Annotated in this window: 16 protein-coding genes and 1 pseudogene; 5 read left to right on the forward strand and 12 right to left on the reverse strand. The window is 40.2% G+C overall.

Annotated features, from left to right (window positions below):
* Positions 1-41 precede the first annotated feature (41 nt).
* Positions 42-872 carry a glycosyltransferase gene (locus ACXYSM_RS07975; protein ID WP_458634956.1) on the reverse strand — a complete coding sequence of 277 codons (831 nt, stop codon included), beginning with the start codon at positions 870-872 and terminating at the stop codon, positions 42-44.
* 218 nt (positions 873-1,090) lie between these two features.
* On the opposite strand from ACXYSM_RS07975, the gene ACXYSM_RS07980 reads away from it, so the two are divergent.
* The 5 genes from ACXYSM_RS07980 to ACXYSM_RS08000 all read left to right on the forward strand — a co-directional run bounded on the left by ACXYSM_RS07980 (position 1,091) and on the right by ACXYSM_RS08000 (position 5,256).
* Positions 1,091-2,257, forward strand: a complete 1,167-nt coding sequence (locus tag ACXYSM_RS07980; RefSeq protein ID WP_458634957.1) for a CynX/NimT family MFS transporter — start codon at positions 1,091-1,093, stop codon at positions 2,255-2,257.
* Between the two features lie 138 nt (positions 2,258-2,395).
* Positions 2,396-2,722, forward strand: coding sequence for a PadR family transcriptional regulator (locus tag ACXYSM_RS07985; protein WP_006149048.1), 327 nt, complete (start codon positions 2,396-2,398; stop codon positions 2,720-2,722).
* On the forward strand, positions 2,709-3,302 hold the full coding sequence (locus tag ACXYSM_RS07990; protein ID WP_414288139.1) for a DUF1700 domain-containing protein: 594 nt from the start codon (positions 2,709-2,711) through the stop codon (positions 3,300-3,302). The genes ACXYSM_RS07985 and ACXYSM_RS07990 overlap by 14 nt, the downstream gene beginning before the upstream one ends.
* Positions 3,295-4,248, forward strand: coding sequence for a DUF4097 family beta strand repeat-containing protein (locus tag ACXYSM_RS07995; protein ID WP_414288141.1), 954 nt, complete (start codon positions 3,295-3,297; stop codon positions 4,246-4,248). The genes ACXYSM_RS07990 and ACXYSM_RS07995 overlap by 8 nt, the downstream gene beginning before the upstream one ends.
* 48 nt (positions 4,249-4,296) lie before the next feature.
* Positions 4,297-5,256, forward strand: a complete 960-nt coding sequence (locus tag ACXYSM_RS08000) for a DUF6574 domain-containing protein (protein ID WP_458634958.1) — start codon at positions 4,297-4,299, stop codon at positions 5,254-5,256.
* A gap of 83 nt (positions 5,257-5,339) precedes the next feature.
* Here the strand turns inward: ACXYSM_RS08000 and ACXYSM_RS08005 are convergent, their stop codons facing one another.
* The 11 genes and pseudogenes from ACXYSM_RS08005 to ACXYSM_RS08055 all read right to left on the reverse strand — a co-directional run bounded on the left by ACXYSM_RS08005 (position 5,340) and on the right by ACXYSM_RS08055 (position 17,719).
* Entirely contained in the window at positions 5,340-6,527 is a 1,188-nt protein-coding gene (locus ACXYSM_RS08005; protein ID WP_414288143.1) for an Mbeg1-like protein, read from the reverse strand.
* On the reverse strand, positions 6,524-7,711 hold the full coding sequence (locus ACXYSM_RS08010) for a hypothetical protein (protein ID WP_458634959.1): 1,188 nt from the start codon (positions 7,709-7,711) through the stop codon (positions 6,524-6,526). Before ACXYSM_RS08010 ends, ACXYSM_RS08005 begins: the two co-directional genes overlap by 4 nt.
* Positions 7,712-7,802: 91 nt before the next feature.
* Positions 7,803-8,186 carry a TM2 domain-containing protein gene (locus ACXYSM_RS08015; RefSeq protein ID WP_024053632.1) on the reverse strand — a complete coding sequence of 128 codons (384 nt, stop codon included), beginning with the start codon at positions 8,184-8,186 and terminating at the stop codon, positions 7,803-7,805.
* A gap of 352 nt (positions 8,187-8,538) precedes the next feature.
* Positions 8,539-8,919, reverse strand: a pseudogene (locus ACXYSM_RS08020) (TM2 domain-containing protein); the annotation flags it as partial.
* Between the two features lie 134 nt (positions 8,920-9,053).
* Positions 9,054-9,914, reverse strand: coding sequence for a DUF4299 family protein (locus tag ACXYSM_RS08025; RefSeq protein WP_458634960.1), 861 nt, complete (start codon positions 9,912-9,914; stop codon positions 9,054-9,056).
* Between the two features lie 123 nt (positions 9,915-10,037).
* Positions 10,038-11,024, reverse strand: coding sequence for an oxygen-dependent tRNA uridine(34) hydroxylase TrhO (gene trhO / locus ACXYSM_RS08030; protein ID WP_414262761.1), 987 nt, complete (start codon positions 11,022-11,024; stop codon positions 10,038-10,040).
* A 293-nt stretch (positions 11,025-11,317) separates the two neighbouring features.
* Entirely contained in the window at positions 11,318-12,802 is a 1,485-nt protein-coding gene (locus ACXYSM_RS08035; RefSeq protein WP_458634961.1) for an ABC transporter substrate-binding protein, read from the reverse strand.
* A gap of 106 nt (positions 12,803-12,908) precedes the next feature.
* Positions 12,909-13,829, reverse strand: coding sequence for a carbohydrate ABC transporter permease (locus ACXYSM_RS08040; RefSeq protein WP_458634962.1), 921 nt, complete (start codon positions 13,827-13,829; stop codon positions 12,909-12,911).
* A gap of 13 nt (positions 13,830-13,842) precedes the next feature.
* Positions 13,843-14,772 (reverse strand): ABC transporter permease, encoded by a 930-nt coding sequence (locus tag ACXYSM_RS08045; protein ID WP_458634963.1) that lies wholly within the window; start codon positions 14,770-14,772, stop codon positions 13,843-13,845.
* A gap of 203 nt (positions 14,773-14,975) precedes the next feature.
* Entirely contained in the window at positions 14,976-16,856 is a 1,881-nt protein-coding gene (locus ACXYSM_RS08050) for a beta-N-acetylhexosaminidase (RefSeq protein ID WP_458634964.1), read from the reverse strand.
* A complete protein-coding gene (locus tag ACXYSM_RS08055; RefSeq protein WP_458634965.1) occupies positions 16,850-17,719 on the reverse strand; it encodes an ROK family protein in 870 nt (289 codons plus the stop codon). The genes ACXYSM_RS08050 and ACXYSM_RS08055 overlap by 7 nt, the downstream gene beginning before the upstream one ends.
* Between the last annotated feature and the right edge of the window lie 70 nt (positions 17,720-17,789).

Raw genomic sequence — 17,789 nt, forward strand, 5'->3', positions numbered from 1 at the left:
GAAATGATAAGAGATAATTTTAAAATCCTATCAGCTAGGCATTACTTGCTTTTTCTTAGAAGTTTTAAAAATATAAACTGTCGCACAAAGCCTGGACACAGAGCAACGACAACCTGAATTAAAACACTTTTCAGGTATTCACCATAAGAAATCTGCCCACGCGCGTGCATTCTTTTACGTGCTTGGCGATAGAGTTTAAGATAGCGAAGACCTCCACGGCGTTCAAACATCCCTGCTCCCACGCGCACCTTACATAGAATTTGATCCACATTTCCAGTTCGAGCTCCTGCACTAATCATATTGAGCCAGAGAAGATCATCTTCCATATAAAGGCCATCTTCGTAGTTACCAGCCTTGAGCACCATTTCTTTTTTGAACATAACCGTCATATGATTAAAGGCACTTCTCATACGTTGGTAGGCAATGATATCCTCATGCTTAGTCGGTACACGACGGTAAGACACAATCTCGTCAGGTTGGTCGATAAACTCTGCGATATGACCACCTAGCAGGTCCAAGTTTTCTTTTTCCATCAATTCGAACTGTTGTTCGAAACGGTCTTCAACAGCAATATCATCTGTATCCATACGAGCAATGACATCATATTGGCATTGTAAGACACCGTACTGAAGCGCTAAACCTAAGCCACGATTTTGCTCAAGTGGGCAACGTTTGATTGGAATACTTGACTGTGCTTCCAATTTCTCCAAAACTTGATACAGTTCAGGTGTCAGCGGACCATCTTCGACGATTACCACTTCGCTAGGTTTGAGCGTTTGATGTATGATACTCTCTACCGCCTCTTCTAGAAAGACTGGATTTTCTTTAACATAGACTGACATCAGGACGCTAAATTTACGATTTTCAGACACAGTAGTTCTCCAATGTATAGATTTTCTTTCACTATTTTATCACAATTTTTCAGACTTTCCTATTTTTATTTGAATCCCAGAAAAAAACTAGTAAATATATTGTCCTTCCTTACTATGATTTCTATCGGCTACGTAGCGAATCACGTCAGGTCAACTTGACATCTTTAGGAAAAAAAATTAAAATAAGCTGTTATCAAAATCAGCTTATTGAGGTTCACATGAAAAAACGATCACTCTTTTTTATTCTAGGAATTATCTTAATCGGAGCGGTCTTAAGAGCTCCCTTCACAGCTTTACCAACTGTTTTGGGAGATATTGCCCAAGGTTTAGGCGTGGAAGTTAGTTCACTTGGTGTTTTGACCAGTCTTCCTCTCTTGATGTTTGCCCTCTTCTCCTCTTTTGCGACTCGTTTGGCTCAAAAAATTGGACTCGAGCACCTTTTCACCTATAGTCTTATCGTATTGACCATCGGTTCAGTGATTCGTATCTTTAATCTTCCTCTACTCTATCTAGGGACTTTACTCATCGGAGCAAGTATTGCGATCTTTAACGTGCTCCTTCCTAGCGCCATTCAGGCCAATCACCCACAAAAGATTGGCTTTCTGACAACCATCTATGTGACCTCTATGGGAATTACAACGGCTCTTGCTTCCTATCTCTCTGTACCCATTACTCAAGCAAGCTCTTGGAAAGGCTTGATTCTCTGTTTATCCTTGGCCTGCCTACTAACTTTAGTTGCCTGGCTCCCCAATCATCGTCACAATCATTTTCTAAAAGGAAGTGAGAAAAAACAAAAGAAAGAGAATATCTTAAAAAACAAGGAAGTTTGGGCTATTATTGTATTCGGTGGACTTCAATCCTTACTCTTCTATACCAGTATGACCTGGTTACCTACCATGGCAATCAGTGCTGGCTTGTCTCACACAGATGCCGGTCTTTTAGCTTCGATCTTTTCTCTGACTAGTATCCCCTTCTCGATGACTATTCCAAGTTTAACGACTCGTTTGTCCAATCGTCACCGTCAAATCATGCTGACAGTCATCTCTATCGCTGGATTACTTGGAATTGCCATGCTCTTATACCCGAGCAAGAGTTTCCTCTACTGGTTAGTAGCGCATCTCTTGATTGGTACAGCCTGTAGCGCTCTTTTCCCTTATCTCATGGTTTGCTTCTCCATCAAAACAAGCTCGCCTGAAAAGACGGCCCAATTGTCTGGACTTGCCCAGACCGGCGGCTACATTTTGGCAGCCATTGGCCCAGCCCTCTTTGGTTACAGCTTTGACATGTTCCATTCCTGGATCCCAGCTGTATTGGCTCTTCTAGTTATTGATATCATCATGACAATCTCCCTCTTTATGGCCGATAGATCGGATAAAATCCTCTAATCTTCTAGTTTTCACTAGAAGATTTTTTATATATAAAAATTTTACACATATTACTTGACAGGGCTTACATTTAGATGTATGATGTATGTGTAGAATAATTATATATAAAATTTTTACATACTAAAAAAGGAGGTCCCCATGTATTTTCCGACATCAGCGGCTTTGATTGAATTTCTCATCTTGGCCATTCTAGAACAAGGGGATTCCTATGGTTATGAGATTAGCCAAACCATTAAACTCATTGCCAAAATCAAGGAATCTACCCTCTACCCCATCTTGAAAAAACTGGATACCAACCGCTATCTAACTACGTACTCTCGCGAATACCAAGGTCGGATGCGGAAATACTACTCCCTAACAGAGATTGGGGAGGAGCAACTATTTGTACTCAGAGAAGAGTGGACACTCTACACTGACACTATCAACGGCATCATAGAAGGGAGCATTCGCCATGACAAGAACTGAATATTTGAATCAGCTTGAAGCCTATCTGATGAAGCTTCCTCAAGCTGATCGCATCGAAGCCATGGACTACTTCAAAGAACTCTTTGATGATGCTGGTCCAGAAGGTGAGGAAGAACTCATAGCTAGCCTCGGTAGTCCAAAAGAGGCTGCCCATGACATCCTGACTACACTTCTTGATAAGAAAATCAACGAAGAAAATTCCAATAAGAACAACCGTCAGGTTTTACAAATCGCAATCCTCGCACTTCTGGCTGCACCTATTGGGATTCCAGTCGGGATTGGTCTTCTCATGGCTATCATCGGGATTTTTATCGCTGCGGTTAGTGTACTTTTAGCCTTCTTTGCTGTATCAGCAGCTGGACTAATCCTAGGAGGTGTTCTCCTATTTGAAAGCTTCTACGTTCTGGCTGAATCGACATCTGCTTTTATGCTGATTTTTGGTGGAGGTTTGCTAGCTATTGGAGCTTCATCTTTAGTTCTGCTGGCAACTTCCTATGTGACCCGTTTCTTTGGAATACTAATCCTTCGACTTATTCAGTGGATTCTTAATAGAGGAAAGAGAGGTGAAAGTCATGCGTAAATTAACAAAAGGATTTCTTATCTTTGGTGTTGTTACTAGTATCATCGGTTTTGCCATGATGATCATCGGCATCCAAACCGATGGTGTCAGAAGCCTCCTTGCAATGTCACAAAAACCAGTCTTTGAGAGCCGAATGGAAGAGCTCGTTTTTGATCAAGATATTGAAAATCTTAACATGTCACTGACAGAACATTCGTTAGTCATTAGAGAATCTAGCGATGACAAGATCCACATCCAGTATCATCCAACCTTCTCTGAAAAAGAAAATCTTCAAAATTCTATCAAAGAAAAAACTCTTGAGATTTCAGACACCAAGTCAACTACACGTCGTTCTGTGGGTTCTAGTATCGAGGGAATCCTATTTATCGCAAGCGGAGTCTCTAGACGTAATGACGAAGTCGTTCTATCACTACCAAAAGGAAGAGAATTAAAAAACATAACTGCTCAGGTCGACCACGGTGTCCTTTCGATTGCCGATGTAAAACTCAGCAATGCCAAGATTCAGTCAAATGGCTTTCTTCTTCGTATCACTAATAGCGAGATTAAAAATAGCCAACTGACCACAACTGGAATTGTCAATGTATTTGGAACAAGTCTAACAGATAGCCGTATCCAAGCAGAACATGAACATATCTCTGCTGACGATATCCAAGTGCACGGTAAGGTAGAATTCGAGGCAGAAAATGACATATCGCTCATGTTATCAAGAAAAGAGCTTGAACGAATCAATCTCAATCTCTCATCAGAATACGGCGCTATTTATCATCGAACTCGAGAAGGAGTGAATCCTGTCCAGGGAAATGATGTAAATAGGGACGAAGAATTCTCAAATCCTTATAAAGTAGAGAAAAAAGATACGCAAGATCTCCTCGTCGCAAAGGCAGGTCAAGATATCAACATTCCAGACGAACCGGATCGCTCACCTAATTCGAGAGACCATGAATAATAGTTAATCATTACTACTCAAACAAGAAATAAAAAAGGAGGTCTCATCATGACTCAAGAATGGTTCGAAAGTGCTGATTTCGAGAAAACAGCCAACAATGATAAAAAAGAAAGTCCATCTGACCCAGTCATTCCCGAGGAAGAACTAAAAGAAAAAGAAGAGTTGCCAGTAGTCGAGGAAAATTCCCAAGCTATTCCAGAAGATAAGGATGCTGATTTAGAAAAAGTAGAGGCTGAAGAACAAGAAGAAGCTAAAGAAGAGCCGGCAACAAAGACAGAACAGTCAGAAGAGCCTGTTAAAGAAGCACCTCAGCCTAGCAAATCTTTGGAAAGTCCATTTGTCCCAGATCCTGTCCCTACAAAAACTGCAATCTTCAAAGAAGAATTGGCTGATTTTTGGGTCTGGTTACAAGGTGCTCTTAAAGAGCCAACAGCAAGCATTGGTTCAGATAAAAAACATAGTTACACTGCCTTTGCGCTCCTGACTATCTTTTCTGCCACGAGTTTCCTCTTTACAGTTTATCACGCCAAGCAAGCCTACTACGGCCGCATGGCAGCCATCGACTCTAAAGCTCTCCAGCATCTCCCTTCTCTAAATCTCTTTTCTATCTTCTCCATCCTGGTAGCGACAAGTTTGTTCTTCTTCTCTATCCTCATGGGTGGATTTGTAGTCAAACGTTTTGTCGATCAGGACAGTGATTGGACATTGGAAAGGGCCTTTCAAGTACATAGCAGACTCTTGGCTATCCCAATTCTCTTGACAGGTATTGCTAGCTTCTTTGCCTTCTTTAACGGTCTACGCTTTGCGACTCTTCTCTGCCTCATTAGTATGTGCATGGTACTACTTGGTAACCTCTATATCATTTCAAGACCTAGCAAGGATAGTCAAACTGATTCCTTCTATCGCCTTCTCTTGGCTTTCTTGGTCAACGGAGGTGTCCTATTTATCTTTTTCCTAGCAGAAATGGCACTTGTTTTCGACTATCTTCGAATTCTTGCTTTCCTATAAAAAAATCCCAGCTATTCTTAAACAGCTGGGATTTTCTATTTTGTACCAAATCGGAAAAATTCGTCCTAGATTTCACGTAAAATCTATTTACCTTTTCGTTTAGACCTTTTGAAAACTCCTGTGATATTTGAAAATGCACTTTTGGCAAAATGTTCCACTTTACCTTCGACCTTTTGAATGGGCTTTGGAAGATAACTCTTAAAAACATCAAATTGAGCATTGAATAGTTTGAAGAAAACTTGTATCGTCATCTTCTTTTGTTCAGATGTTAGACGAGTCATATTATTAACAATGTTGATAATCTTCTTCGGAGTATCAACGGTTATGTCTGCGAATTTATTAATACCTGATTCCAAAAAGACATCAAAGATAACATCTGAAAACTCTTGCTTTTCATCATGACTCATGTTTTCTAACCAACTCGAAATGACCTTGTCGGCATGGATACTAAGCTGAGATTGATTTTCAACTTGGACAAAGTCTATTTGCCCCACCTCCCAAGAGAACGTATCGTGTTGAAGAAGCAAAATGGCGTTACTCTTGACAACTTGTGCATTCACCGGTGGCTCCAATAAGACGCTCACCATTGAGTCTTGAGGAATGTAGGAGGCGATTCTATCTTTTATTCGGAGAAATCCTTCTGACTCCAAAAGGGACTCATGAAGTCCTGGAGCATCAAAGGCATAAATTTCTGAAACCGAATTCTGCTTTTCTTCGTCTAACTTTGAACTGGCATAAATTGCAAGATTTCCACCTTTAGAGTGACCAGATACAATATACTCTCCTGGGTACTCCGTCATCCGCTTTTCTAAGTATTGATGGGCTGACTGTTGGGCTGGAACCTCATGCATAAAGGTCATGTGGAAGTCTTCTTTCCAACCAATCAGATTCTCATCTGTCCCTCGAAAAACGACCAGATATTTTTCTTCTCCTAGACGATAGGTTATGGCTGAAAATTGACGTTCAATATTAGAATCTATTTTGTTAATAAATTCAAAAGCTTCAATAGTTCCATACCGAGCACTACGTCCTAAAATTCTAAGCAAATCAATTCGAGGTGTAGTAATAACTGATAAAATTTCCCCTTTTTCACCATTAAGCGTCGTATAATACTGCGCTAATTTTTCTAATGTTATTTCGCCTTCAGTAATTATCTGCTCAAAAGGTAAATAGGCCACTTCTGTCAGCGCCAGGACATCTAAATCTTTAAAAAAAACTTGATCAAATGAGTAGGACTTCAATCCCTGAGCATAATCAATGATGTTCCTCATTCTACTCTCCCTATTCTTTTATTACTGTTCTCTTCCATATTTGAAATGGATTCAAAAATAATACTTAACGCAAGTAACAATACCCAAAACGGAGCAAACCATATCATTACCAAATTCATCAAAAACATCAGATACTTCCAATTGGTTTTTACAACTAAGGTTGGAATAAAAAAGCAGAAAAACAAGAAACCACCAACCAGCGAAAAGAATATTCCAAATGATGCTTCTAGAGTATATATTGGAGAAAGGACTTCGTAAGTATTCAAAATTGGGACAACAAGGGCTAGTACAAGCGCTAATAAGACACTCATCACTAAAACCGCAATGTTCACTAATTTTGAATAATTTGCTTTGCTGTTTAACCAGTTATTCCATTTCTGTATTTTTGAATGATCTTTCTTCTGCCTTACTTTTCCTGTATCTGTGTAGGTATAATAATTGGGGATATGTGCCCAGTACATTCTTTCAATCACGGTTGCAAAAAAGTTTGAGCGAGATTGGAACGGTTGTAAAAGCACATTCTTTTGTTGACCCAGATGTCTTTTAAATAAAGGTAAAAAGCGAAAGGGGTCGTGAGTCGAATAGAAGTTTATCAAGTTGTCGTCATTCTTTAAAAAGTTAGACTCTTTCAACATTTCTTGGCTACGTCTATTGAAGGTCCACCATGGCGAAGTCGCAGAAAATGTTAGACATCTCTCAATACCATCCTCAAAAATATATAAGCGTTGAGCCAGCAATCCTCCCAAAGAGACACCTGAAACTACAAAGCGTTTATGGGGGTATTTCTTTCTCAAAGAATGGTAAAAAGTTTGAAGGCTATCATACTGATACAAGTGAACCAAGCCCATACTACCTAGAGTCGAGCTATAAATCCAGTCTTGAAAAATCGTTTTGAAACTATCTTCATCATTCACTTTCGGGATAAAGCGAGCATCCGCACCTGTTTTCCGAAAGAGTTTTTTCCCAATCCCTACATCGGCACCTCTAACAACGATATAGATAGTATCTTCGCCTTCCGTTTCGTAGGCAACAGCTTGTAAACCATTTACCCATGAAGCATTTTCATCGATTGAGGAAAGTTTCTTTATAACCTTATCATCAAAAACTACACTTCCGTATCGCATTATTTCTGTATTAAACACAATACTTGTTAAGTATACTAATAATCTAGTTTCTTTAATCATTTACCTTATATATTGTCAAAAAAAAGATAAGTAGTGAGCGGGATCTCCTCCCGTTTTGTATAACACTACTTATCTTTAAAGATGATTCTACTTATCCTTCGTTTGCTTCTGAACTAGCTGAAGGGACTGTCATTGTAGCAAGGGCGTTATTGATAGCCACCAAGTTTGCTTTCTTAGTCGCATTGATGATAAGGAACCAATCGACAATTGTCCAGATACCAAAAGTCAACCATGCCAAAAGAAGTTTTGCAACTCCTAATCCAATGTGGCCAATGTAAAAACGATCAACACCAAGAGTTCCTAAGAAGATAGAAAGAATCAAAGCTGTTGTAGGGCTTTTAACATTTGCAGCAGCGATAACTTGGTTGGCTTGTGAGTCATCTAGTTGGCTCAAACGCTGACGAAGTGATGGAAGTTGTTCTGATGGAAAGTTTGCAGTATTTGCTGACAAGAATGAATCTGTAAAGTTTGACATAATAATCTCCTCTTTATGTTTTCCTCTATTCTAGAGATTTTTTCCCTATTTGTCAAGTTTTCAACAGATTTCTCACCCGTTTCAACAAGATTTCAATACCTCTATCATATGATAACTTTGATTTAGTTCTATGCAGATTTTATGTAGCAATCAATATAAAATCCTATCAAATACTGACAGGATTTTTAAATATACAAAAAGATTAGTCTGCTTGTTCTTCAGTAACCTCTACTGATCCTTCGATAACTTCTGTTGGTTCGGCAACGACTTCTACTTTTTCTTCAATCACTTCTGCTGGTTCGGCAGTAACTTCTACTTTTTCTTCGATGACTTCTACAGTTTCTGGAGTAGCTGTCATTGTAGCAAGAGCAGTGTTAATAGCTTCCAAGTTCGCTGCTTTTGTAGCGTTCACGATAAGGAAGCAGTCAACAACAATCCAGATCCAAGTAAAGAAAAATGAAAGTCCGAGTGTAATGATAGGTAAAAGCAAAGTAGTCAATAGCTTACCAATTCCTAGACCAGTATGACCGATGTAGAAACGGTCAACCCCAAATCCACCTAAGAAGATAGAAAGGATCAAAGCTGTTGTAGGGTTTTTTACATCTGCAGCAGCAATAACTTGGTTGGCTTGTGAATCGTCTAGTTGTGCCAAGCGTTCACGAAGTGAAGGAAGTTGCTCAGATGGGAAGTTTGCAGTATTTGCTGACAAGAATGAATCTGTAAAGTTTGACATAATAATCTCCTCTTTATGTTTTCCTACATTTTAGACGTTTTTTTCTTCTTTGTCAAACTTTCTCTGTATTTCCCAACTTCTAAGTCAATTTGACCAAGACAAAAGTGGTCAATACATCCTCCTTGAGGATTCCTTTACTTCACATTTGCCAATGTATCAAGAGCCTCACCTGAAACAGGGCCTACTTCTACTTGGTTAGCATCTAAATCCTGATAAAGTTCTTTTGGAAGAGCTTCTAAGAAGGCTTGATAATCCAGTCTAGCTACTGCTTCATAGTCTTCTGGTTTTGAACCATCTCCAGAGATTTTTACCAAATCAATCTCCCAAACAAGTTCCTTGCCTACCAATTGCTCAACGTAAGGAGCTGGAATCACCGGTTCTTTTGGCAAAATGGTTTTTACTCCCTGAGCTAGGTGATAGACCCCATGAAGCTTACCTTCACCATCTGGATAAAATTTAGCGCTGGAAGGAAAAGCATCTGACCCTTGAACCCTCTTAACTAGCTCTTCAAAACGTGTCAATCCATCTTCTTCTAGGAAACTCTCTAAATCCTTCTTATCAAAGTAAACAGGTGAAAGAATTCCTTGGCAGAAGGCCATACGAGCAGCCTTATCAGCTAGATAGTTCTTAACCGTTTCTTGGAAATAGTTTTCCAAACCAAAGTCTGCCAAGCCTTCAACTGCTTCACCAACCTTGCTAGACAAAGCTCGCAAGAGCTCTTCTAGTATCTCCCAGTCAGCTCTTGTAATCAAGTCAGGAATAATTACTTGATAGCCGTTTTGAGAGTCAAGGTAGCGAACTTTAAAGAGAAACTGAGATTTTCCCACAACAGCACACTCGATATACTCAAGACGATTGAGAGGTTGACGGAGGTAAACAGCATCATAACTATGCGACTCTAGGCCTTCTACTAAACCTAAAATTGATTTAGCTGTAAGAATCTCCTGTTGCCCTAAAATACTTTGTTTATTTGGAATAAAAAATGTCTTCACCATAACGGCCTCCTTTGAAATCGTTTACATATAGTATACACCATTTTCCTGAAAGATGCAGAAACAAATTTAAGATTTTTTAGTCAAAAGCATAGAAAAACAGCCCTTTAGGACTGTTAATGTTTATTATACAACTTCAGAATGGTCTAGGCTCTCACCAATTGCTGCTAAACGCTCGATGACTTGATCTTGTGTCAATTCATGTTCTAAAACATAGCGATTACGTGGGTGAACACGGCACTCGTGCGAGCAACCACGAAGATATTTGTCTTCGTTCTCTTCTGATGCCAAGATGCGGCGGTTACAGAATGGATTTCCACAGTTGACATAACGTTCACATGGTGTTCCATCAAACCAGTCTTTCCCTACGATAGTTGGATTGACATGGTTGACATCGACTGCAATACGCTCGTCAAAAACGTACATTTTCCCATCCCAAAGTTCCCCTTGAACTTCTGGATCTTTCCCGTAAGTCGCAATTCCTCCATGCAATTGACCGACATCTTTGTAGCCTTCACGTACCATCCAACCTGAGAATTTCTCACAGCGGACTCCACCTGTACAGTAAACAACGACACGTTTATCCATGAATTTTTCCTTGTTATCACGGACCCATTGTGGTAATTCACGGAAGTTGCGGATGTCAGGACGGATAGCCCCACGGAAGTGCCCAAGGTCGTACTCATAGTCATTACGAGTATCAAGGACAACTGTATCTTCATCTAGGAGGGCTTCTTTAAATTCTTTTGGTGACAAGTAAGCACCTGTTGTTTCAAGAGGATTGATGTCGTTATCAAAGTTATCATCCTCTAAACCAAGGTGAACGATTTCCTTTTTGTAGCGAACAAACATCTTCTTGAAGGCTTGCTCACTTTCTTCGTCAATCTTGAACCAGAGGTCTTCCATACCTGGAAGGCTGTGAACGTAGTCCATGTATTTTTGCGTTGTTTCGTAGTCACCAGAAACGGTTCCGTTGATCCCTTCGTCAGCCACTAGGATACGACCTTTGAGGCCGATTGATTTACAGAAAGCCAAGTGGTCTGCAGCAAATTGTTCCGCGTTTTCGATGGGAACATATTTATAGTAAAGTAAAACTCGAATATCTTTTGACATTTGCTTCTCTTTTCTAAGATTAAATTATCAGAAATTTTCATTCAACTATACCAGTATACTCTCCCAAGAAAGCGAATGCAATTTATTTGACCGAAAAATAAAAAACAAGACTCATTTTTAGATCTTGTTTTAATTAAATATTCGATGAAGAAAAGTTAACAAAAAGATATCCATAGCCTCTCTTTCCTAAAATACCTATCATGATCCAAAAAAGGATCACCACCCCGTCTGGAAATATCCAGACAAGGCAGTGATTGCATCTTTTAGGAATGAATACACGAAATCAATCTATCTTAAGATTTTTTGTTTTTCAAGAATTCGTCGTATTGTTTTTGCATTTCATCCAATACTTTTTGGTATGCACCTTCAGATTTAAGTTTTTCCATCAATTCTGGAATAGCTTTTTCTGGGTCTACAGTACCAGTGTTGATAGCTGTATCGAATTGTTGCATAGTGTTAGTGATAGCTGAGATGTCAGATTTCACGTTGTCAGTGTTGAAGATGAATCCAAGCGCTGGTGATTCTTTAGCAGTTTCCAAGTCTTTCTTAGATTGTGCAATTTGCTCATCTGTAACGTTTTCGTTGATGTAAAGGATCCAGTTGTTACCAGTGTTCCATCCTGACATGTGAGTGTTTCCTTTGTATCCATCAAGAACGCGAACTCGGTTTTCTTTACCTTCAACTTTTTCCCAGTTCTTGCCTTCTGGTCCATAAACAAGTCCGTTCAAGAGTTCTGGGTTAGTGTTCAAGAGGTTCAACACTTCCATTGCTTTTTCTTTGTTCTTAGAGTTGTTTGAGATTACAAAGTTAGCAACTTGTGTTGTTTGGTTTTTCTTGATGAAGTTAGTAAATGGTTTGATTTGAATGTCTCTGTTAGCAACACGAGAAAGCAAGCTGCTACCGTAGTCAGCTGGTCCTACTGTCTCTTCGCGAACAAGCCAAGTATCTTGAGTAAGGTCATATGAAGTTTCGCTTGTTGCTACGTCTTTTGGAATGTATCCTGCTTCATAGTATTTGTGAAGAGTCTTCAAGTGTTCTACGAAACGAGGAACTTCGTAACGGTTTACGATCTTAGTTGTATCGCCTTCAAGGTCGATGACGAATGGAAGACCATTTGCAACTGGGTAGTCAAAGTTTTCTGATGGAATAAAGTTTTTACCAACAGCGAAAGGCATTACATCTGGAGCTTTTTCTTTGATTTGTTTCAAGACTGGTTCAAGTGTTTCGTAAGAATTTACACCTGAGATGTCGATACCATATTTTTCAAGAAGTGGGCCGTTGAAAGCAAAGTTTTGTGAAGATGCAACGTTGGCTGCAACTGGAACTGCATAGATCTTACCGTTTATTGTGTTACCTTTGATGTAAGCTGGGTCAAGCGCTTTGTAAAGTTCAGCTCCTTCTTTCTTGTACAATTCTGTCAAGTCAGCATAAGCACCTTTTTGAGCGTTTACGACATAGTTATCTGCAAATGCGATATCATAGTTTTCACCTGATGAAGTGATAACTGACATTTTCTTACCGTAGTCACCCCATCCAAGGTATTGGATGTCTAATTTAGCACCAACTTTTTCTCCGATGATTTTGTTTGCATTTTCTAGCAATTCATCCAAGTTATCTGGTTTGTCACCGATTTGGTACATTTTGATAACAGTTTTGTCACCTGAAGCAGAGTCAGCAGCTTTTTGGTTGTTTCCTTTAAGGTTTCCACAAGCTGCAAGGCTAGCTGCTAAAGCGACAAGGCTAGCAGATGCAAAAGCATATTTTTTCCAGTTTTTCATGATAAAAACTCCTTTTTTTTATTTTTAATTTATAAACAATTTTAATGAGTAACTTTTCTGATGATGAAAAGTTAGATAGAGAAGAGAAAGCTTGTTTCTCAATGTTTTATTCTTTAACACCACCGATAGTCAAACCTTTTACAAAGTAGCGTTGGAAGAATGGGTAGAGAATCGCAATCGGAACAGTCGCAACTACAACCATAGCCATACGTCCTGTTTCTTTTGGTAGGGCAACTGCAAGTTGTCCAGACATTCCAACTGACTTGGCAATATAATCCATGTTGTTTTGAATTTGCATGAGCAAATATTGCAATGGATACAAGTTATCACTCTTGATGTAAAGAAGTGCATTAAACCAGTCGTTCCAGAATCCGAGCGCTGTCAATAGTGTAATCGTTGCGATACCTGGTAGTGAAAGCGGCAAACAGATTTGGAAGAAGATACGAGCTTCGCTAGCTCCGTCAATACGAGCTGATTCGAGGATTGCTTCTGGGATGGTCTTCTTGAAGAAGGAACGCATCAACATGATGTTGAATGGTGATAGAAGCATTGGAACAATCAAGGCCCAAATGGTATCACCAAGGTGAAGCAACTGAGTTACCACGATGTAGCCTGGTACCAAACCAGCATTGAACAACATACTAAGAAGAGCGAAGATTGTAAAGAATTTACGATACTTAAATGTTGAACGTGAGATGGCATAGGCGTAAGTTGTAGTAATAAAGACGTTTGTCAATGTACCGACAACTGTCACAAATACTGAGATAAAGAGTGCTTGTAAAATCTTATCTTTGAATTGAGCCAAAAACTCAAAACCATCTAATCCAAACTTAGAAGGGAAGAAACTGTATCCATTTTGGACGATACTAGTTTCATCTGTAATCGAGATAATGATAACAAAGATGAAAGGCAAGATACAAGAGAAGGCCAGCAAACCAGATATAAGACTAAAGAAGATATCTGCTTTTTTGCTGAAGGAGTGTATGCCAACATTATCAATTTTTTCTTTTTGAATTTTTTTTGCCATATGCTCCTCCTTTCTAGAATAGTGCTGAGTTAGGATCAACACGTCTTGCAAGTAAGTTTGATAGGATAACGAGAATCAAACCGACGACTGACTGGTAGAGACCGGCTGCTGAAGCCATACCGATATCTGCTGTCTGAGTCAATCCGTTAAAGACATAGACGTCCAATACGTTTGTTACACTATAGAGCTGACCAGCGTTGTGAGGGATTTGATAGAAGAGACCGAAGTCTGCACGGAAGATGTTTCCGACTGCAAGGATGGTCAATACTGTCACAAGTGGTGTCAACTGAGGGATGGTTACGTTACGGATACGTTGCCATTTGCTAGCACCGTCCACTGTCGCTGCTTCATAGTAAGTTGGATCAATACCCATGATGGTAGCGTAGTACATAACACTACTGTATCCAAACCCTTTCCAGATACCTAGGAAAAGGAGAAGATAAGGCCAGATACTGACGTCAGCGTAGAAGTTAATCCCCTTCATGCCAAGAGCTTCCAAGGTGTGGTTAATAAGCCCTTTATCGATATTTAGGAAAGCATCAGTAAAGAAACTGATGATAACCCAAGATAGGAAGTAAGGAAACAACATAGAGGTTTGGTAGATTTTAACCATTCTCTTAGAGCGAAGTTCACTAAGGATAATGGCGATACCAACTGACACAATCAAACCGATAAAGATAAATCCAAGGTTATAAAGGACAGTATTTCGAGTGATGACAAAGGCATCTTTCGAACTAAACAAGAATTTAAAGTTATCTAGTCCGACCCATCTACTATTTATAATACTGTGGACAAATCCTTCACCAGTCATATGGTAGTCTTTGAAGGCAACCACATTCCCAAAAACTGGAATGTAGAAGAATAAAATCAACCAAATTGTTCCTGGCAAAACCATTAAGAGAAAAATCCAATTATCTCTTAAAGTTTTTGAAAACTTATTCATAATTTCCTCCCTTTTTATTTTTCTAAAACTTCATAATCTCACATTTTTAGTCTTGATAACGTTTACAAAAATAGTATACTCTTATTTTTAGGACAGTTTAAACTACAAATTATAGAAAAAACTCCACAAATTATTTTATGTGGAGAACTTTTTTATATGAGAAGTGTGTTTCACGGGAAACTTTCTTCTGGAATAGAGTTTTTCTAGGTCGTGTAAATAGTCGAAGCTGTCGCAATAGTATGCCACTGGTTAGCTGTTGTGGCTGCGAAGTCCTTATCTGCGTAGAAGTCAGTAAATGGAAGAATTTCGACTTCTAATTCTTCGATGCGGTCAATTTGACCAGCCAAATAAGCCTCGATACGGCTTTCTGCTCGCTTGATCCGCTGCAAGAGCCCACCCATACGGATATCTACTGTATCCAAACCAAAGACCTTGTTTTCTTTCAACCATTGGTGGCTAAAGAGCTTGTGGAAGGTTTCAACCTGGCTTCTTAATTTTGGTAATTCTTCCCTAGCAATTTGTTGCAAGCTTTCTTTATCATCTGCATGATAGGCTTGACGAATGCGTCGTCCCACATCCACCTTGCTACTTAAAATAGCATTCAACTGGGCCTGAGTCTCAAAGAGATAAGCATAGATGCCAGCTTTTTCTTTAATAGCAGCAAGAGTCTCAGCTGCTTGGGCAAAGTGTGGTTTGTCCTGTTCAGGGGTCATGTGCTTATCAAGGATTGGACAGAGAACATCCTGATAAAAGACATAGCGATTGGGATTAATCCCACTGAGATTGTCTGGTAGATCTGGCAAGAGATTGGCCAAATCAAGCTGCATAAAGTCCTCAACGGATAGCCCTGTATTGGTCTTGAAATGAGCTGACAAACGGTCTAAATCATTGCGGTAGCTGAGTTCTGTCCAGATTTGCAAGCTTGGCAGAATAGAGAACTGAGCTGTTTCGCCACCATTGTCTCCCCAACCAGTCACAATGACTTCTTTGATCTGATTAGCACGGCAGGCTTTGTTTGCTTCGATAGCGATGAGACGACTGAAATGGTTGTGTGGTGTGAATCCAATCCACTTCCAAGCACCACCTGCAAAGGCAATATCCTGGCTAATCTTGTGGTGATTACTGAAGTTACGGTTGTATTTTTCTTCGCTATCCTGATAATAATCCCAGTAAACCAAGGTCACACGGTCTTTAAGGCGGTCAAGAAAAACTCGTGTTTCCTCTGGAATTTCGACATCACGGTCGTACTGGCCATCTGCTGACATGAGTTTGAAGAACATATCGCTCCACATCTGGCAGTGGAAACCATACTTATCGGCAATATCCAGCACGCGCTCCAAGTGTTGACACATGAGGAGGCTACGATCCACCACACCATTTAGGATAAGGTAGCGTCCCAAACCAACCAGGTGGGCTTCGTCCATCCCGATATTGACCTTGCGAGTTTGTAGTTTAGACAACGTCGCAAACATACCATCAATCAAGTCGTAGACTTTTTCTTCACCGATGAGAAGAATATCTTCTACATCGCGGAGCTCTTGCACTTCTTTGACGCCCCATTTGACAAAGGCTGATAAGTGAGCCAAAGTTTGGATACATGGCACAAAGGTCATGTCAAACTGCTGGGCGTAGCTTTCGATTTCCTGTAACTCTTCAGCTGAGTATGCTCCACGGAAATAACCAAAGTAAGGTTGTCCTTCAATTTGATAAGTGTCTTCCATGTAGAGCTCAAAGGTTGAATAACCCATCAGAGCCAAGACTTCAATCATCTGCTTGGCAGATGCGACATTGAGCACGGCATTGCGCGAACAGTCTGCCATATAGGCTAAATCTTCATAGGCCGCCTGCTCTTCAATCTCTACCTTGTCCCCTTCTGCTAAAGCTGTTGCGAGGACAGACAAGGCACGGTAGAGTTGATGAGGCTTACGGTAGGTCAGTTGATACTGCCCATTCTCACCCTTGATAGAGATAGAAGCTTGGTCAGACTGAGCGACTGCCACTTCTACATCTGGTAGAGAAATGTGATTTTTTAATACTTCGATAGCTTGGGCTTGTTTGGGACTAAGTCCTGTAAAACTTACCATTGGTTTTCCTCCTGTAACCAGTTGACAAGGGCACCGTAGAGATTGGCATCTGCATGATAGGTGCAAGCTTGAATCACTGGAGCGATAGTATATTCTTCATATCTTTCCACAAAGGCGTCTACTGCTTTTTGCACGCCTTTGATAAAATCTGGGTTCTGACTGATAGAACCACCTAGGCTAATGACATCTGGGTCGATTAGGTACTGGATATTGAGCAGACCTTGAGCTAGGTTACGATTCATGCGCTCAATGGCTTCTTGGCAGAGGGCGTTTCCTGTTGCAGCCTCTTGGTACACCTTACGGCCATCCCAGTCAGACTGACCTGATTTTTCAATCACATAACGCACCATATTTCCTGTAGAAGCTAGTAGCGACCAGTTATTGAGTCTTTCTGCGGGCTCGATGGTTGTCATGTAGCCAAACTCACCGCCCAAACCATGACGACCACGGTGAAGCTTGCCATTGATAATCATAGCGCCACCAATCCCTGTACCAATCACGACACAGGCTGCATTTTCAATCTCAGGGTGAGCTAACAGTTCACTGAGTCCAACACAGTTGGCATCATTTTCTAAATGAACAGGTAGTTTGTGATGAGCAAGGGCCTCATACCAAGAAAAACCATGGATGTAAGGAATGGCGCTAATTCCCTCAATCACTCCTGTTTCTTGATTGACCGCTCCTGGAACACTCATAGCAATCCCACGATAGTCCTGTTCTGACAAGCGTTGGTCCAACCAAGCCAATAAATCTTCTAGAGTTTCTGGAGTTGGGGTGCTGGTCTTATCTAAAATCTTTCCATCAGGAGTTAGACTAGCAAACTTAATGCCAGTCCCTCCGATATCAATCGTTGCAATGGTCATTGCTTCCACCTGCAAAAAGGAGCGAATCAGCAGTTGGTTCTTACTTTTTCGCTCCTCCTTTCTGTTTATG

This window comes from Streptococcus sp. V940 (assembly GCF_054353495.1).

What these genes read in the sequence shown, in the direction of transcription:
- ACXYSM_RS08025 (WP_458634960.1), bottom strand. Translation starts at nt 9,914, where the DNA reads ATGGTGAAGACATTTTTTATTCCAAATAAACAAAGTATTTTAGGGCAA.
- ACXYSM_RS08045 (WP_458634963.1), bottom strand. Translation starts at nt 14,772, where the DNA reads ATGAATAAGTTTTCAAAAACTTTAAGAGATAATTGGATTTTTCTCTTA.
- ACXYSM_RS07985 (WP_006149048.1), top strand. Translation starts at nt 2,396, where the DNA reads ATGTATTTTCCGACATCAGCGGCTTTGATTGAATTTCTCATCTTGGCC.
- ACXYSM_RS08050 (WP_458634964.1), bottom strand. Translation starts at nt 16,856, where the DNA reads ATGGTAAGTTTTACAGGACTTAGTCCCAAACAAGCCCAAGCTATCGAA.
- ACXYSM_RS08040 (WP_458634962.1), bottom strand. Translation starts at nt 13,829, where the DNA reads ATGGCAAAAAAAATTCAAAAAGAAAAAATTGATAATGTTGGCATACAC.
- ACXYSM_RS07980 (WP_458634957.1), top strand. Translation starts at nt 1,091, where the DNA reads ATGAAAAAACGATCACTCTTTTTTATTCTAGGAATTATCTTAATCGGA.
- ACXYSM_RS08055 (WP_458634965.1), bottom strand. Translation starts at nt 17,719, where the DNA reads ATGACCATTGCAACGATTGATATCGGAGGGACTGGCATTAAGTTTGCT.
- ACXYSM_RS08000 (WP_458634958.1), top strand. Translation starts at nt 4,297, where the DNA reads ATGACTCAAGAATGGTTCGAAAGTGCTGATTTCGAGAAAACAGCCAAC.
- ACXYSM_RS07995 (WP_414288141.1), top strand. Translation starts at nt 3,295, where the DNA reads ATGCGTAAATTAACAAAAGGATTTCTTATCTTTGGTGTTGTTACTAGT.
- ACXYSM_RS08035 (WP_458634961.1), bottom strand. Translation starts at nt 12,802, where the DNA reads ATGAAAAACTGGAAAAAATATGCTTTTGCATCTGCTAGCCTTGTCGCT.
- ACXYSM_RS08010 (WP_458634959.1), bottom strand. Translation starts at nt 7,711, where the DNA reads ATGATTAAAGAAACTAGATTATTAGTATACTTAACAAGTATTGTGTTT.
- ACXYSM_RS08015 (WP_024053632.1), bottom strand. Translation starts at nt 8,186, where the DNA reads ATGTCAAACTTTACAGATTCATTCTTGTCAGCAAATACTGCAAACTTT.
- ACXYSM_RS07990 (WP_414288139.1), top strand. Translation starts at nt 2,709, where the DNA reads ATGACAAGAACTGAATATTTGAATCAGCTTGAAGCCTATCTGATGAAG.
- ACXYSM_RS08005 (WP_414288143.1), bottom strand. Translation starts at nt 6,527, where the DNA reads ATGAGGAACATCATTGATTATGCTCAGGGATTGAAGTCCTACTCATTT.
- trhO (WP_414262761.1), bottom strand. Translation starts at nt 11,024, where the DNA reads ATGTCAAAAGATATTCGAGTTTTACTTTACTATAAATATGTTCCCATC.